We start from the raw sequence: 16,897 nt of genomic DNA on the forward strand, positions 1-16,897 counted from the left end.
GACAGCGGCCCAGACCTGCTCGGCCGCACCGCCGCTCGGCGTGGGCCGGACAACGGTGTGCACCAGCGCGCCGTCGGCATCGGCTCGGCCGGCCCCATCGACCTGCACGGCGGAACCGTCAGCCCCATCAACATCGGCGGCTGGCGGGGCTTCCCGCTGCGCGACCGGGTGGCGGCCGCGGTGCCGGGCGTGCCCGTGCGACTGGCCGGCGACGGCCTGTGCATGGCGTTGGGGGAGCACTGGCGCGGCGCGGGTCGCGGCGCGGGCTTCCTGCTGGGCATGGTGGTGTCCACCGGGGTGGGCGGTGGGCTGGTGCTCGGCGGCGTCCCGTACACCGGCCGCACCGGCAACGCCGGTCACGTCGGGCACGTGGTGGTGGAGGACGGCGGCCCGCCCTGCGTGTGCGGCGGTCGTGGCTGCGTCGAGGCCATCGCGTCGGGACCGTCGATGGTGCGCTGGGCGCGGGCCAACGGTTGGTCCGCGCCGCCGCCCGCCGGCGCGCGGGACCTGGCCGCCGCCGCGGCGGGCGGGGAGCCGGTGGCGCAACGGGCCTTTCGCCGGGGGGCGACCGCGCTGGCGGCCCTGATCGCCTCGGTCGGCGCCGTCTGCGACCTCGACCTGGTCGTCATCGGGGGAGGCGTGGCCAACTCCGGTCACCTGCTCTTCGACCCGTTGCGGGAGAAACTGGCCGAGTACGCCGGGCTGGACTTTCTGGCCGGTCTGCGGGTGGTGCCCGCCGAACTGGGCGGTGACGCCGGACTGGTCGGCGCCGCCCGGCTGGCGAGGCTCGGCTGAGCACCCCGCCGCCCGTCGTTTTGGTCGACGGGGGCGGGCCGGGCTATCCTGGTGGCCGATCCACCGAAGACCGTCGGTCACCGAGAAATCGGTTGAAGGTCCGGGAGCATCCCGGCGGCCCACGCAGGAGGACGAGGCAGCAGCGCCGGCACGCGCCGGCGTCTTTTCACGCCCCGGCCGCATCCTGCGCCGGGGCGTACTTCGTTTTCAGGCGTTCCTCTGGTGAATCGCAGACGACACGTCGCATGGCTTTCACTTCAGGAGGTACGCATGGCCAGGGCTGACAAAGCCACCGCCGTTGCAGACATCGCCGAGCAGTTCAGGGAGGCGACCGCGACCCTGATCACCGAGTATCGCGGTCTGACCGTGGCCAACCTGGCCGAGCTGCGCCGGTCGCTCAGCGGGTCGGCCACCTACTCGGTGGCCAAGAACACGCTGATCAAGCGGGCGGCGTCCGAGGCGGGCGTGGAAGGCCTCGACGAGCTGTTCGCCGGGCCCACGGCCATCGCTTTCGTCACCGGGGAGCCGGTCGACGCCGCCAAGGCCATCAAGACCTTCGCCAAAGACAACAAGGCGCTGGTCATCAAGGGCGGCTACATGGACGGCCGCGCGCTGACGGTCGCCGAGGTCGAGCGCATCGCCGACCTGGAATCGCGCGAGGTGCTGCTGGCCAAGCTGGCCGGCGCGATGAAGGGCAACCTCGCCAAGGCGGCCGGCCTGTTCAACGCCCCCGCCTCGCAGATGGCCCGCCTGTTGGCCGCCCTGCAGGAGAAGAAGCCCGCCGAGCCGGAGCCCGCCGCTCCGGTCGCAGAAGCACCGGCGGCGCCCGCTGAAGAACCCTCCGAGGCACCGGCCGAAACGGCCGAGGCACCGGCCGAAGCCGAATAAAACCAACCCGCAAGCCTGGGATAACAAGGAAGGACCCACACACCATGGCGAAAATGTCCACCGACGACCTGCTCGACGCCTTCAAGGAAATGACCCTCTTGGAGCTCTCCGACTTCGTCAAGAAGTTCGAGGAGACCTTCGAGGTCACCGCGGCCGCTCCGGTCGCCGTCGACGCGGCCGGCCCGGCCGCCGGTGGCGCGCCCGCCGAGGCCGCCGAGGAGCAGTCCGAGTTCGACGTCATCCTCGAGGCCGCCGGCGAAAAGAAGATCGGCGTCATCAAGGTCGTCCGCGAGATCGTGTCCGGCCTGGGCCTCAAGGAGGCCAAGGACCTGGTCGACGGCGCGCCCAAGCCGCTGCTGGAGAAGGTCGCCAAGGAGGCCGCCGACGAGGCCAAGGCCAAGCTGGAGGCCGCCGGCGCCACCGTCACCGTCAAGTAGTTCACTTCGCGAAGACCCCCGGAACCGCCCAGGGCAGGTTCCGGGGGTCTTCGTGCGCTCAGCCCGCGCGCGCCGCCGAGCGCTGCGACTGGGCAACCCGCTCGGGTGAATCCCCCAGAGCAACAAGAAATTTCGATTCCATCGAGCCGAGCACCTGTGCGACGGCAGCGCCGTCGTCGCCGTAGTGCCCGGCCAGTTCCAGCATCACGAAGCCGTGCACCAGCGCCCAGAACTGGGCGGCCGTGGCCACCAGGGTCCTGTCGTCTGCGCCCGAGCCCACGGTGATTCGTCCCGCCTGTACGGACCGCTGCACCGCGCGCACCACGTGCGCGAAGCTGGGAATGTGCTGCTCGATCTCGGCGACTGTCAGGGTCAAGATGTTGCCCGCGGGTGCGTTGATGCCGTGCGCGCTGGTGCTGCCGAACATCAGTCGGTACATGTGGGGGCGCTCGATGGCGTATCGCCGATAGGCCGCGGCGGTGGCGAACAGATCGGCGACCGGGTCGTCGGTCCAGGGGACCGACAGCGCGGCGTCGAACTGCCGCAGTCCCTCTTGGGCGACCTCGGCGATCAGGCCCCGCATCCCGCCGAAATGGGTGTACACCGCCATCGTCGAGGTTCCGGCCGCGCCGGCCACCCTGCGGGTCTGCAGCGCGTCGGGCCCCTGCTCGTCGAGCAGGCCGACGGCGGCGTGCACCATCTCGTCACGAACGCTGCGCTGAGTCTGCGAAGTCATCCTTGCCATCTTCTCATCGGGGGCGTAGGTTGCCAATAACAGCGAAATAACAATGTTATAGGAGCTCAGCGATGACCTCTGCGCAGACCACCCGGTCCCGGAATCCGTATCTCGAGGGTTTCCTGGCGCCGGTGGGCGCCGAGGTGACCGCGACCGATCTGGAGGTCACCGGCCACATCCCGCAGCACCTCGACGGGCGCTATCTGCGCAACGGCCCCAACCCCGTCGCGGAGGTCGATCCCGCCATCTATCACTGGTTCTCCGGCGACGGAATGGTGCACGGGGTGGCGCTGCGCGACGGGAAGGCCTGCTGGTACCGCAACCGCTGGGTGCGCACCGCGCGCGTATGCGATGTGCTGGGGGAGCCGGCACCCACCGGGCTGGACCCGCGGGCCGGAATGCTGTCGGTCGGGCCCAACACCAATGTGCTGATGCACGCCGGACAAACGCTGGCACTGGTCGAGGGGGGCGGCGCGAACTACCGGCTTACCGACGAGCTGGACACCCTCGGGACATGCGACTTCGACGGCACCCTGTTCGGTGGCTACACCGCCCATCCGCACACCGATCCCCGCACCGGTGAATTGCACGCGGTGTCTTATGCGTTCACCCGCGGGCGGACGGTGCAGTACTCCGTGATCGACACCCACGGACGAGCGCGGCGAACCGTCGACATCGAGGTGAGTGGGTCGCCGATGATGCACGACTTCTCCCTGACCGACAAATACGTGGTGATCTACGACCTGCCGGTGACGTTTGACCCGATCCAGATCGCTCCGGTTAACGTGCCCCGCCCGCTCAGTGCGCCGGCGCGGCTGGTGGCGCAATCGGTGCTTGGCCGCGTCCGGATCCCCAGCCCGCTCGCGACGATGATGAACCGCAATCGGCAGCCGATCAACCGGATGCCCTACCGCTGGGATGCGAACTACCCGGCGCGCATCGGGGTCATGCCACGCGAGGGCGACGGGAGCAACGCGGGCAAGAATGCCATCCGCTGGTTCGAGATCGAACCCTGCTACGTCTACCACCCGCTCAACGCCTATTCCGAGATGCGTCGCGGGACCGAGGTTTTGGTGCTCGACGTGGTCCGCTATTCGCGGATGTTCGATCGGGACCTGCGCGGTCCCGGCGACAGCCGGCCAACGCTGGACCGCTGGACCGTCAACCTGGCGACCGGCGCGGTGAGCAGCGAGCGCCGCGACGATCGGCCGCAGGAGTTTCCCCGCATCAACGAGGCGCTGCTGGGTGGGCGGCACCGGTTCGGCTACGCCGTCGGAGTGGACGGTGGGTATCTGTCCGGCGGGGCATCCGAGATGTCGACCGCGCTGTACAAGCACGACTACGCGACCGGATCCAGCGCGGTCGCGCCGCTGGACCCCGACCTTTTGCTCGGCGAGATGTCTTTTGTGCCCAACCCCGGCTCCCAGAAAGGACGAGCCGAGGACGACGGCATCCTGATGGGCTACGGCTATCACCGCGGCCGCGACGAAGGCCAGCTGGTGTTGCTGGACGCCGCGACGCTCGAGTCGGTGGCTACCGTGCACCTGCCGCAGCGGGTGCCGATGGGCTTCCATGGGAATTGGGCGCCCGCTGGCTAACGCGCGTTGAATAGCACACCCGCCGCCGGCGGCGGCGGCGGGATCTCAGGTCAGCCAATTTTCGCCGCCTGTGCCGCGCAACCCTGATGCCGCGTAGCAAGCGTGCGCTACAGTGACACATGCCACACATAAGGGCAGGTGGCGGGCTTGAGCGTCGACGGAAGGATCTCCCATGGGTGTCGCTATTGAGGTGAACGGCCTCACGAAGTCCTTCGGTTCGTCGAGGATTTGGGAAGACGTGACGTTGGAGATCCCTGCCGGGGAGGTCAGCGTCCTGCTGGGGCCGTCGGGTACCGGCAAATCGGTGTTCCTGAAGTCCCTGATCGGTCTGCTGCGGCCGGAGCGCGGCTCGGTGGTCATCGACGGCACGGACATCCTGCAGTGCTCGGCCAAGGAGCTCTACGAGATCCGCACCCTGTTCGGCGTGATGTTCCAGGACGGGGCGCTGTTCGGTTCGATGAACCTGTTCGACAACGCCGCCTTCCCGCTGCGCGAGCACACCAAGAAGAAGGAAGGCGAGATCCGTGACATCGTCATGGAGAAGCTGACCATGGTCGGCCTGGGGGGCGACGAGAAGAAGTTCCCCGGCGAGATCTCCGGCGGTATGCGCAAGCGCGCCAGCCTGGCCCGCGCCCTGGTGATGGACCCGCAGATCATCCTCTGCGACGAGCCCGACTCGGGTCTGGACCCCGTTCGCACCGCGTACCTGAGCCAGCTGATCCTCGACATCAACGCCCAAATCGACGCCACCGTCCTGATCGTCACGCACAACATCAACATCGCCCGCACCGTGCCGGACAACATGGGCATGCTCTTCCGGCGCAAGCTGGTCATGTTCGGGCCGCGCGAGGTGCTGCTGACCAGTGACGAGCCGGTGGTGCGGCAGTTCCTCAACGGCCGCCGCATCGGGCCGATCGGCATGTCCGAGGAAAAGGACGAGTCGACCATGGCCGAAGAGCAGGCCGCCCTCGAGGCCGGCCAGCACGCCGGTGGTGTGGAGGAGATCGAGGGGGTGCCGCCGCAGATCGTCGCCTCACCGGGGATGCCGGAGCGCAAGGCCGTCGCCCGGCGCCAGGCGCGGGTGCGCGAGATTCTGCACACCCTGCCGCAGAAGGCGCAGGCCGCGATCCTCGACGACATGGAGGGAACTCACAAGTACCGGCCGCACGAGGTCGGCGACTAGACGACCGGCCCGAGGTTTCGCGATAACTTCGCGTAACTCGGCGGCCCGCCCTCTTGACGACGGGCCGTAAACGGGCCAGTCTGTTGGGCAGCATGTATCCAGCGGAAAGTCGAGATGCCAGCCAGCGCCGATGTCCCTGGGTTGCCTGTGCTGGGCAGTTGAGGAATGCGCCGTCCTACGCTATTGTTGGACGTTGCGCTGGCTACCTCCTGCCCACCTCACCCGCCACTTGACACTGTGGTCTAAGCCTGAGCCCCCTCTAGCGGCTTAGTTCTTTAGTTGTGCGCGTGAGATTCGGACAGATCGTTCGCCGGCCTAACCGACACAATTCGCGGCGAACAGACCGGGTTCCGGTTTTCGTGAGTCGCACGAGGTGCTGGAAGGATGCATCTTGGCTGATTCTCGCCAGAGCAAAACGGATCGCCCACAAAGTTCCTCTAATGGAAGTTCCTTAAACGGCTCCGTACCCGGAGCGCCCAACCGAGTGTCGTTCGCCAAGCTCCGCGAACCGCTCGAGGTTCCCGGCCTGCTCGACGTGCAGATCGATTCGTTCGAGTGGTTGATCGGCTCGCCGCGTTGGCGTGCGGCCGCCGCAGAGCGCGGCGAGCCCACCCCGGTCGGCGGCCTCGAAGAGGTGCTGTACGAGCTCTCGCCGATCGAGGACTTCTCCGGCTCGATGTCGCTGTCGTTCTCCGACCCCCGCTTCGACGAGGTCAAGGCGCCGGTCGAGGAGTGCAAAGACAAGGACATGACGTACGCGGCCCCGTTGTTCGTCACGGCCGAGTTCATCAACAACAACACCGGCGAGATCAAGAGCCAGACGGTGTTCATGGGTGACTTCCCGATGATGACGGAGAAGGGCACCTTCATCATCAACGGCACCGAGCGTGTGGTCGTCAGCCAGCTGGTGCGCTCACCCGGCGTGTACTTCGACGAGACCATCGACAAGTCCACCGAGAAGCTGCTGCACAGCGTCAAGGTGATCCCCAGCCGCGGCGCGTGGCTGGAGTTCGACGTCGACAAGCGCGACACCGTCGGCGTGCGCATCGACCGCAAGCGCCGCCAGCCGGTCACCGTGCTGCTAAAGGCGCTCGGCTGGACCAACGAGCAGATCCACGAGCGGTTCGGCTTCTCCGAGATCATGATGGGGACGCTGGAGAAGGACAACACCGCCGGCACCGACGAGGCCCTGCTGGACATCTACCGCAAGCTGCGCCCGGGCGAACCGCCGACCAAGGAGTCCGCGCAGACGCTGCTGGAGAACCTGTTCTTCAAGGAGAAGCGCTACGACCTGGCCCGCGTGGGCCGCTACAAGGTCAACAAGAAGCTGGGCCTGAACGCGGGCGAGCCGATCACGTCGTCGACCCTGACCGAGGAAGACGTCGTCGCCACCATCGAATACCTGGTGCGCCTGCACCACGCCCGTACGGACGGCCAGCCCGCTGTCATGACCGTCCCCGGCGGCGTCGAGGTGCCGGTGGAGACCGACGACATCGACCACTTCGGCAATCGCCGCCTGCGCACCGTCGGCGAGTTGATCCAGAACCAGATCCGGGTCGGCATGTCCCGGATGGAGCGGGTGGTCCGCGAGCGGATGACCACCCAGGACGTCGAGGCCATCACGCCGCAGACGCTGATCAACATCCGCCCGGTGGTCGCTGCGATCAAGGAGTTCTTCGGCACCAGCCAGCTCTCGCAGTTCATGGACCAGAACAACCCGCTGTCGGGTCTGACCCACAAGCGCCGCCTGTCGGCGCTGGGCCCCGGCGGTCTGTCCCGTGAGCGGGCGGGCCTGGAGGTCCGCGACGTGCACCCGTCGCACTACGGCCGGATGTGCCCGATCGAGACCCCCGAGGGTCCCAACATCGGTCTGATCGGCTCGCTGTCGGTGTACGCGCGGGTCAACCCGTTCGGGTTCATCGAGACGCCCTACCGCAAGGTGGTCGACGGTGTGGTCACCGACGAGATCCACTACCTGACCGCCGACGAGGAGGACCGCCACGTCGTGGCGCAGGCCAACTCGCCGATCGATGGGAACGGCCGGTTCGTCGAGCCGCGCGTCCTGGTCCGCCGCAAGGCGGGCGAGGTCGAGTACGTGCCCTCGTCCGAGGTGGACTACATGGACGTCTCGCCGCGCCAGATGGTGTCGGTGGCGACCGCGATGATCCCGTTCCTCGAGCACGACGACGCCAACCGTGCCCTGATGGGCGCCAACATGCAGCGTCAGGCGGTTCCGCTGGTGCGCAGCGAGGCGCCGCTGGTGGGTACCGGGATGGAGCTGCGCGCGGCGATCGACGCCGGCGACGTGGTCGTCGCCGACAAGGCCGGGGTGATCGAGGAGGTGTCCGCCGACTACATCACCGTGATGGCCGACGACGGCACCCGGCACACCTACCGGATGCGTAAGTTCGAGCGCTCCAACCACGGCACCTGCGCGAACCAGTCGCCGATCGTGGACGCCGGTGACCGGGTCGAGGCCGGCCAGGTGATCGCCGACGGCCCGTGCACCGAGAACGGTGAGATGGCGCTGGGCAAGAACCTGCTCGTGGCGATCATGCCGTGGGAGGGCCACAACTACGAGGACGCGATCATCCTCTCCAACCGCCTGGTTGAGGAGGACGTGCTCACCTCGATCCACATCGAGGAGCACGAGATCGACGCCCGCGACACCAAGCTGGGCGCCGAGGAGATCACCCGGGACATCCCGAACGTCTCCGACGAGGTGCTCGCCGACCTCGACGAGCGCGGCATCGTCCGCATCGGCGCCGAGGTCCGCGACGGCGACATCCTGGTCGGCAAGGTCACCCCCAAGGGTGAGACCGAGCTGACCCCGGAGGAGCGGCTGCTGCGGGCGATCTTCGGTGAGAAGGCCCGCGAGGTCCGCGACACCTCACTGAAGGTGCCGCACGGCGAGTCCGGCAAGGTCATCGGCATCCGGGTGTTCTCCCGCGAGGATGACGACGAGCTGCCGGCCGGTGTCAACGAGCTGGTCCGCGTGTACGTGGCCCAGAAGCGGAAGATCTCCGACGGCGACAAGCTCGCCGGCCGGCACGGGAACAAGGGTGTGATCGGCAAGATCCTGCCGGTCGAGGACATGCCGTTCCTGCCGGACGGGACCCCGGTGGACATCATCTTGAACACGCACGGTGTGCCCCGACGGATGAACATCGGCCAGATCCTGGAGACCCACCTCGGTTGGGTCGCCAAGTCCGGCTGGAACATCGACGGTTCACCCGAGTGGGCGGCCAACCTGCCCGAGAATCTGCTGCACGCGCAGCCGAACCAGATCGTGTCGACGCCGGTGTTCGACGGCGCCAAGGAGGAGGAGCTGCAGGGCATGCTGTCGTGCACGCTGCCCAACCGCGACGGCGAGGTCATGGTCGACGGCGACGGCAAGGCGGTGCTCTTCGACGGCCGCAGCGGTGAGCCGTTCCCGTATCCGGTGACGGTCGGCTACATGTACATCATGAAGCTGCACCACCTGGTGGACGACAAGATCCACGCCCGCTCCACCGGCCCGTACTCGATGATCACCCAGCAGCCGCTGGGTGGTAAAGCGCAGTTCGGTGGCCAGCGGTTCGGTGAGATGGAGTGCTGGGCCATGCAGGCCTACGGCGCCGCGTACACGCTGCAGGAGCTGTTGACCATCAAGTCCGACGACACGGTCGGCCGGGTCAAGGTGTACGAGGCGATCGTCAAGGGCGAGAACATCCCGGAGCCGGGCATCCCCGAGTCGTTCAAGGTGCTGCTCAAGGAGCTGCAGTCGCTGTGCCTGAACGTCGAGGTGCTCTCCTCGGACGGCGCGGCGATCGAGCTGCGCGAAGGCGAGGACGAGGACCTGGAGCGGGCCGCGGCCAACCTGGGAATCAACCTGTCCCGCAACGAATCCGCCTCTGTTGAGGATCTTGCTTAATTCAGTTAGTTACTAAACCCGCAAGGGGAAAGGAAGTTACGTGCTCGACGTCAACTTCTTCGATGAACTCCGTATCGGCCTGGCCACCGCGGAGGACATCAGGCAATGGTCTTACGGCGAGGTCAAGAAGCCGGAGACGATCAACTACCGCACGCTGAAGCCGGAGAAGGACGGCCTGTTCTGCGAGAAGATCTTCGGACCCACTCGCGACTGGGAGTGCTACTGCGGCAAGTACAAGCGCGTCCGCTTCAAGGGCATCATCTGCGAGCGCTGCGGCGTCGAGGTGACCCGCGCCAAGGTGCGCCGGGAGCGGATGGGCCACATCGAGTTGGCCGCGCCCGTCACGCACATCTGGTACTTCAAGGGTGTGCCGAGCCGGCTCGGTTACCTGCTCGACCTCGCCCCGAAGGACCTCGAGAAGATCATCTACTTCGCGGCGTACGTGATCACGTCGGTCGACGAGGAGATGCGGCACAACGAGCTGTCCACGCTCGAGGCCGAAATGATGGTGGAGCGCAAGGCCGTCGAGGACCAGCGCGACGCCGATCTGGAGGCCCGCGCGCAGAAGCTGGAGGCCGACCTGGCCGAGCTGGAGGCCGAGGGTGCCAAGGCCGACGCACGCCGCAAGGTTCGCGACGGCGGCGAGCGGGAGATGCGCCAGCTGCGCGACCGTGCCCAGCGTGAGCTGGACCGGCTGGAGGACATCTGGAACACCTTCACCAAGCTGGCCCCCAAGCAGCTGATCGTCGACGAGAACCTCTACCGCGAGCTCGTCGACCGCTACGGCGAGTACTTCACCGGCGCCATGGGCGCGGAGTCGATCCAGAAGCTCATCGAGAACTTCGACATCGACGCCGAGGCCGAGATCCTGCGTGACGTCATCCGAAACGGCAAGGGGCAGAAGAAGCTTCGCGCGTTGAAGCGGTTGAAGGTGGTCGCCGCCTTCCAGCAGTCGGGCAACTCGCCGATGGGCATGGTGCTCGACGCCGTCCCGGTGATCCCGCCGGAGCTGCGCCCGATGGTGCAGCTCGACGGTGGCCGGTTCGCCACCAGCGACCTGAACGACCTGTACCGCCGGGTGATCAACCGCAACAACCGGCTCAAGAGGCTGATCGACCTCGGTGCGCCCGAGATCATCGTCAACAACGAGAAGCGGATGCTGCAGGAGTCCGTGGACGCGCTGTTCGACAACGGCCGTCGCGGTCGGCCGGTCACCGGGCCGGGTAACCGTCCGCTGAAGTCGCTGTCGGATCTGCTTAAGGGCAAGCAGGGTCGGTTCCGCCAGAACCTGCTCGGCAAGCGCGTCGACTACTCGGGCCGTTCGGTCATCGTCGTCGGCCCGCAGCTCAAGCTGCACCAGTGCGGCCTGCCCAAGCTGATGGCGCTCGAGCTGTTCAAGCCCTTCGTGATGAAGCGGCTCGTCGACCTCAACCACGCGCAGAACATCAAGAGCGCCAAGCGCATGGTGGAGCGGCAGCGCCCCCAGGTGTGGGACGTCCTCGAAGAGGTCATCGCCGAACACCCGGTGCTGCTGAACCGCGCGCCCACCCTGCACCGGCTGGGCATCCAGGCCTTCGAGCCGATGCTGGTGGAGGGCAAGGCGATTCAGCTGCACCCGCTGGTGTGTGAGGCGTTCAACGCCGACTTCGACGGTGACCAGATGGCCGTGCACCTGCCGCTCTCCGCGGAGGCGCAGGCCGAGGCCCGCATCCTGATGTTGTCTTCCAACAACATCCTGTCGCCCGCGTCCGGGCGTCCGCTGGCCATGCCGCGACTGGACATGGTGACCGGGCTGTACTTCCTGACCACCGAGGTCGCCGGCGACAAGGGCGAGTACGCGCCCGCCGCCAAGGACACCCCGGAGGTCGGCGTGTACTCCTCGCCGGCCGAGGCGATCATGGCCGCCGACCGCGGCGTGCTGTCGGTGCGGGCCAAGATCAAGGTGCGGCTGACGCAGCTGCGTCCGCCCGCCGAGATCGAGGCCGAGCTGTTCGGTGCCAACGGCTGGCAGCCCGGCGATGCCTGGATGGCCGACACCACCCTGGGCCGGGTGCTGTTCAACGAGCTGCTGCCGCACGGCTACCCGTTCGTGAACAAGCAGATGCACAAGAAGGTGCAGGCCGCCATCATCAACGACCTGGCCGAGCGCTACCCGATGATCGTGGTCGCGCAGACCGTCGACAAGCTCAAGGACGCCGGCTTCTACTGGGCCACCCGCAGCGGTGTCACCGTGTCGATGGCCGACGTGCTGGTCCCCCCGCGCAAGAAGGAGATCCTCGACCACTACGAGGAGCGGGCGGAGAAAGTCGAAAAGCAGTTCCAGCGCGGCGCTTTGAACCACGACGAGCGCAACGAGGCACTGGTGGAGATCTGGAAGGAAGCCACCGACGAGGTCGGTCAGGCGCTCCGCGAGCACTACCCCGCCGACAACCCGATCATCACGATCGTCGACTCGGGTGCCACGGGTAACTTCACCCAGACCCGAACGCTCGCCGGCATGAAGGGTCTGGTGACCAACCCCAAGGGTGAGTTCATCCCGCGCCCGGTCAAGTCGTCGTTCCGCGAGGGCCTGACCGTGCTGGAGTACTTCATCAACACCCACGGCGCCCGAAAGGGCTTGGCGGACACCGCGTTGCGTACCGCCGACTCGGGTTACCTGACCCGTCGTCTGGTGGACGTGAGCCAGGACGTCATCGTCCGCGAGCACGACTGCGAGACCGAGCGGGGCATCGTGGTCGAGCTGGCCGAGCGTCAGCCCGACGGCACCCTGATCCGCGACCCGTACATCGAAACCTCGGCGTACGCGCGGACTTTGGGCACCGACGCGGTCGACGAGGCCGGTAACGTCGTCGTCGCACGCGGCGAGGACCTCGGTGACCCGGAGATCGACGCGCTGCTGGCCGCGGGCATCACCCAGGTCAAGGTGCGTTCGGTGCTGACCTGCACCACGGGCACCGGCGTGTGCGCCACCTGCTACGGGCGGTCCATGGCGACCGGAAAGCTGGTCGACATCGGCGAGGCCGTCGGTATCGTCGCGGCCCAGTCCATCGGCGAGCCCGGCACGCAGCTGACCATGCGCACCTTCCACCAGGGTGGTGTCGGTGAGGACATCACCGGCGGTCTGCCGCGGGTGCAGGAGCTGTTCGAGGCCCGGGTGCCGCGCGGCAAGGCACCGATCGCCGACGTCACCGGGCGGGTGCAGCTGGAGGAGGGCGAGCGCTTCTACAAGATCACCATCGTTCCCGACGACGGGAGCGAGGAGGTCGTGTACGACAAGCTGTCCAAGCGCCAGCGGCTGCGGGTGTTCAAGCACGAGGACGGTTCCGAGCGGGTGCTGTCCGACGGCGACCACGTCGAGGTGGGCCAGCAGCTGATGGAGGGCTCGGCCGACCCGCACGAGGTGCTGCGCGTGCAGGGCCCCCGCGAGGTGCAGATCCACCTGGTCCGCGAGGTCCAGGAGGTGTACCGCGCCCAGGGTGTGTCGATCCACGACAAGCACATCGAGGTGATCGTTCGCCAGATGCTGCGCCGCGTCACCATCATCGACTCGGGTTCGACGGAGTTCCTGCCCGGTTCGCTGATCGACCGCGCGGAGTTCGAGGCGGAGAACCGTCGGGTGGTGGCCGAGGGTGGCGAGCCCGCCGCCGGCCGCCCGGTGCTGATGGGTATCACGAAGGCGTCGCTGGCCACCGACTCGTGGCTGTCCGCGGCGTCGTTCCAGGAGACCACGCGAGTGCTGACCGATGCGGCCATCAACTGCCGCAGCGACAAGCTCAACGGTCTGAAGGAGAACGTGATCATCGGAAAGCTGATCCCGGCCGGTACCGGCATCAACCGGTACCGCAACATCCAGGTGCAGCCGACCGAGGAGGCCCGGGCCGCCGCGTACACGATCCCGTCCTACGAGGATCAGTACTACAGCCCGGACTTCGGTCAGGCGACCGGTGCCGCGGTTCCGCTGGACGACTACGGCTACAGCGACTACCGGTAATCGACAACGAAAGAGCCCCGGGCGTTGGCCCGGGGCTTTTTCGTTGTACCGTCCGGCTGCCGCACTACACTGGCCGCGTGCTGATCGGTTCACATGTCCGCAATGACGACCCGCTGGCCGCCGCGCAGGCGGACGGCGCCGACGTGGTGCAGTTCTTCCTCAGCAACCCGCAGAGCTGGAAGAAGCCGAAGCCCCGCGAAGACGCCGAGGCGCTCAAGGCGTCGAGCGTCCCGCTCTATGTCCACGCGCCCTACCTCATCAACGTGGCATCGGCGAACAACCGCATCCGGATCCCGTCGCGCAAGATCCTTCAGGACACCTGCGACGCCGCGTCAGAGATCGACGCGACGGCGGTGATCGTGCACGGCGGCCACGCCGATGACGACGACATGGAGGCCGGCTTCGAGCGGTGGGTCAAAGCGCTGGACTACCTGGAAACCGACGTGCAGGTGTACCTGGAGAACACCGCGGGCGGCGACCACGCGATGGCCCGCTACTTCGACACCATCGGCAGGCTCTGGGATCACATCGGCGACAAGGGAATCGGGTTCTGCCTGGACACCTGCCATGCGTGGGCGGCGGGTGAGCAATTGATCGACGCGGTGGACCGGATCAAGGCGCTGACCGGGCGCATCGACCTGGTGCACTGCAACGACTCGAGGGACGCGGCGGGCTCGGGTGCCGACCGGCACGCGAACTTCGGTACCGGCCAGATCGACCCCGAGCTGCTCGCCGCGGTTGTCAAGGCGGCCGACGCGCCGGTCATCTGCGAGACCGCCGACGAGGGCCGCAAGGACGACATCGCGTTCCTGCGGGAAAAGACCAGCGGCTGAGTCACGGCCGTGCTCGGTCGGCTCGCCCTGCTCGGGGTCGTCTTGCTGGTCGCGGGCTGTGCGCCGACACTGCCGTCGGGCTTCGTGGCCGGCACCAGTTTGCACCACCTCCAGGTGGGCGGACACGATCGCAGTTATCGGCTCTACAAGCCCGCGGCAACACCGGATTCGGCACCGCTGGTCCTCGTGCTGCACGGCTATTCCGGTAGCGCGCGGCAAGTCGAAAGGGATTACGGCTGGGACGAATTGGCCGATTCGGGCCGGTTCGTCGTCGCCTACCCCGACGGGCTCGACCGGGCCTGGAACGTCGACGGGGAATCTTGCTGCGGCCGGCCCGGACGGGAAAACGTCGACGACGTCGCCTTCATCACCGCGGCGGTGGCCGACATCGCCAAGAACGTCCGCACCGATCCCGCCAGGGTCTACGTCACCGGAATGAGCAACGGCGGCATCATGTCCTACACGCTGGCGTGCGCCACCGACATCTTCGCCGCCATCGGCCCGGTGGCCGGCACTTTGCTGAACGGGTGCCCGAACCCGCGCCCGATATCGATCATGCACATCCACGGCACGGCGGATCGGCTGGTGCCCTACGGCGGCGGGCAGGGTTTCAGCGTCATCAACGGCCCACCGGTTCCCAGCGTGAATGCGTTCTGGCGCAACGTGGACCAGTGTGCGGACCCGGCCAGCACGACCGACGGTCCGGTCACCACGTCGACGGCGGAATGCGCCGGCCACCGTGGCGTCACGCTCATCACGATCGATCAGGGCGGCCACGAATGGCCGCCGTTCGCCAGCCAGGCGCTGTGGGCGTTCTTCCGAACCCGCGCCCGCTGACCCACAAGCATTACATGTCTTGTGCGACTGTCGGAAAAATGTAACATGAGGGGCATGTCGGATACGCATGTCGTCACCAACCAGGTCCCGCCGCTGGAAAACCACAATCCCGCGACGTCCGCGGTGCTCGTGGAGGCCCTGATCCGCGAGGGCGGGGAGTGGGGCTCAGAAGAGGTGAACGAGGTCGGCGCGATCGCGGGCGGCCGCGAGGCCCAGCGGTGGGGTGAGCTGGCCGACCGCAACCGGCCGATCCTGCGCACGCACGACAAGTACGGTCATCGCATCGACGAGGTCGAGTACGACCCGGCCTACCACGAGTTGATGCGCACGGCGATTGCCAGCGGCATCCATGCCGCCCCGTGGGCCGACGACCGCCCGGGCGCGCATGTGGTGCGCGCCGCGAAGATGTCGGTCTGGAACGTCGAGCCTGGCCACACCTGCCCGATCTCGATGACCTACGCTGTCGTCCCCGCGCTGCGCTACCAGCCCGAACTGGCGGCGGTCTACGAGCCCCTGCTCACCAGCCGCGAATACGACCCCGAACTCAAGCTCGCCACCACCAAGCGCGGCATCACCGCCGGCATGTCGATGACCGAGAAGCAGGGCGGGTCCGACGTGCGCGCCGGCACCACGCAGGCGACCCCCAACGGTGACGGCAGCTACCGCCTGACCGGACACAAGTGGTTCACCTCGGCGCCGATGTGCGACATTTTCCTGGTCCTCGCCCAAGCGCCCGGCGGGCTGTCCTGCTTCCTGCTGCCGCGGATACTGCCCGACGGCACCCGCAACCGCATGTTCCTGCAGCGGCTCAAGGACAAGCTCGGCAACCACGCCAACGCGTCGAGTGAGGTCGAATACGACGGCGCCATCGCGTGGCTGGTGGGTGAGGAGGGCCGCGGCGTGCCCACCATCATCGAGATGGTCAACCTCACCCGACTGGACTGCACCCTGGGCAGCGCCACGAGCATGCGCACCGGACTGACGCGGGCCATCCACCACGCCCAACACCGAAAGGCGTTCGGCGCCTACCTGATCGACCAGCCGTTGATGCGCAACGTGCTGGCCGACCTGGCCGTGGAGGCCGAGGCCGCCACCATGGTGGCGATGCGGATGGCCGGCGCCACCGACAAGGCCCTGCGGGGCGACGACCGGGAGGCGCTGCTGCGCCGCATCGGTCTGGCGGCCAGCAAGTACTGGGTGTGCAAGCGGGCCACCCCGCACGCCGCCGAGGCGCTGGAATGCCTGGGCGGCAACGGCTACGTCGAGGACTCGGGCATGCCGCGGCTGTTCCGTGAGGCGCCGCTGATGGGCATCTGGGAGGGCTCGGGCAACGTCAGCGCGCTGGACACGTTGCGCGCCATGGCCACCCGCCCCGAATGCGTCGAGGTGCTGTTCGACGAGGTGGCCGAAAGCGCGGGCGCCGACCCGCGACTGGGCGCGCACGTCGAGCGCCTGCGCCGCGACCTGACAGACCTGGACACCATCGCGCAGCGGGCCCGCAAGGTCGCCGAGGACATCTGCCTGGCGCTGCAGGGATCGCTGCTGGTGCGCCACGGCCACCCCGCCGTCGCGGAGGCCTTCCTGACCACCCGGCTCGACGGGCAGTGGGGCGGCGCCTACGGCACCATGCCCGCTGGCCTGGATCTGGCCCCGATCCTCGAGCGAGCGTTGGTCAAGGGGTGACTC

11 protein-coding genes are annotated in these 16,897 nt (G+C 67.7%); 10 read left to right on the forward strand and 1 reads right to left on the reverse strand.

All coding sequences use genetic code 11. The annotated features are described in order from the left end of the window. The 3 genes from A5692_RS25310 to rplL all read left to right on the forward strand — a co-directional run. Nucleotides 1–795, forward strand: a 795-nt coding sequence (locus A5692_RS25310; protein WP_231984458.1) for an ROK family protein, incomplete at its 5' end; no start/stop codon positions are given. A gap of 270 nt (nt 796–1,065) precedes the next feature. Next, nucleotides 1,066–1,683 (forward strand): 50S ribosomal protein L10, encoded by a 618-nt coding sequence (gene rplJ, locus A5692_RS25315; RefSeq protein WP_068061597.1) that lies wholly within the window; start codon nt 1,066–1,068, stop codon nt 1,681–1,683. Nucleotides 1,684–1,727: 44 nt separating this feature from the next. Further along, a complete protein-coding gene (gene rplL, locus A5692_RS25320; protein ID WP_068061600.1) occupies nt 1,728–2,120 on the forward strand; it encodes a 50S ribosomal protein L7/L12 in 393 nt (130 codons plus the stop codon). A gap of 58 nt (nt 2,121–2,178) precedes the next feature. Here rplL and A5692_RS25325 read toward each other — a convergent pair whose 3' ends face one another. After that, nucleotides 2,179–2,856: a TetR/AcrR family transcriptional regulator gene (locus A5692_RS25325; protein WP_068061602.1), complete on the reverse strand. Its 678-nt coding sequence runs from the start codon at nt 2,854–2,856 to the stop codon at nt 2,179–2,181. Nucleotides 2,857–2,927: 71 nt separating this feature from the next. Between A5692_RS25325 and A5692_RS25330 the strand changes: the two genes are divergently transcribed. From A5692_RS25330 to A5692_RS25360, 7 genes are all read left to right on the forward strand, one after another. After that, complete coding sequence (locus A5692_RS25330; RefSeq protein WP_068061605.1) at nt 2,928–4,454, forward strand: carotenoid oxygenase family protein; 1,527 nt, start codon at nt 2,928–2,930, stop codon at nt 4,452–4,454. Between the two features lie 172 nt (nt 4,455–4,626). Beyond that, nucleotides 4,627–5,637, forward strand: a complete 1,011-nt coding sequence (locus A5692_RS25335) for an ABC transporter ATP-binding protein (protein WP_068061608.1) — start codon at nt 4,627–4,629, stop codon at nt 5,635–5,637. Between the two features lie 391 nt (nt 5,638–6,028). Continuing rightward, entirely contained in the window at nt 6,029–9,550 is a 3,522-nt protein-coding gene (locus A5692_RS25340) for a DNA-directed RNA polymerase subunit beta (protein WP_156766273.1), read from the forward strand. A 40-nt stretch (nt 9,551–9,590) separates the two neighbouring features. After that, nucleotides 9,591–13,541, forward strand: a complete 3,951-nt coding sequence (locus tag A5692_RS25345) for a DNA-directed RNA polymerase subunit beta' (protein WP_068061614.1) — start codon at nt 9,591–9,593, stop codon at nt 13,539–13,541. A 77-nt stretch (nt 13,542–13,618) separates the two neighbouring features. Further along, a complete protein-coding gene (locus A5692_RS25350; RefSeq protein WP_068061617.1) occupies nt 13,619–14,374 on the forward strand; it encodes a deoxyribonuclease IV in 756 nt (251 codons plus the stop codon). A 9-nt stretch (nt 14,375–14,383) separates the two neighbouring features. Next, complete coding sequence (locus A5692_RS25355) at nt 14,384–15,211, forward strand: PHB depolymerase family esterase (RefSeq protein WP_068061619.1); 828 nt, start codon at nt 14,384–14,386, stop codon at nt 15,209–15,211. A gap of 54 nt (nt 15,212–15,265) precedes the next feature. Further along, complete coding sequence (locus tag A5692_RS25360; RefSeq protein ID WP_068061622.1) at nt 15,266–16,894, forward strand: acyl-CoA dehydrogenase family protein; 1,629 nt, start codon at nt 15,266–15,268, stop codon at nt 16,892–16,894. Nucleotides 16,895–16,897: the final 3 nt, after the last annotated feature.

This window comes from Mycobacterium sp. E342, from assembly GCF_001667665.1.
Lineage (GTDB): Bacteria > Actinomycetota > Actinomycetes > Mycobacteriales > Mycobacteriaceae > Mycobacterium.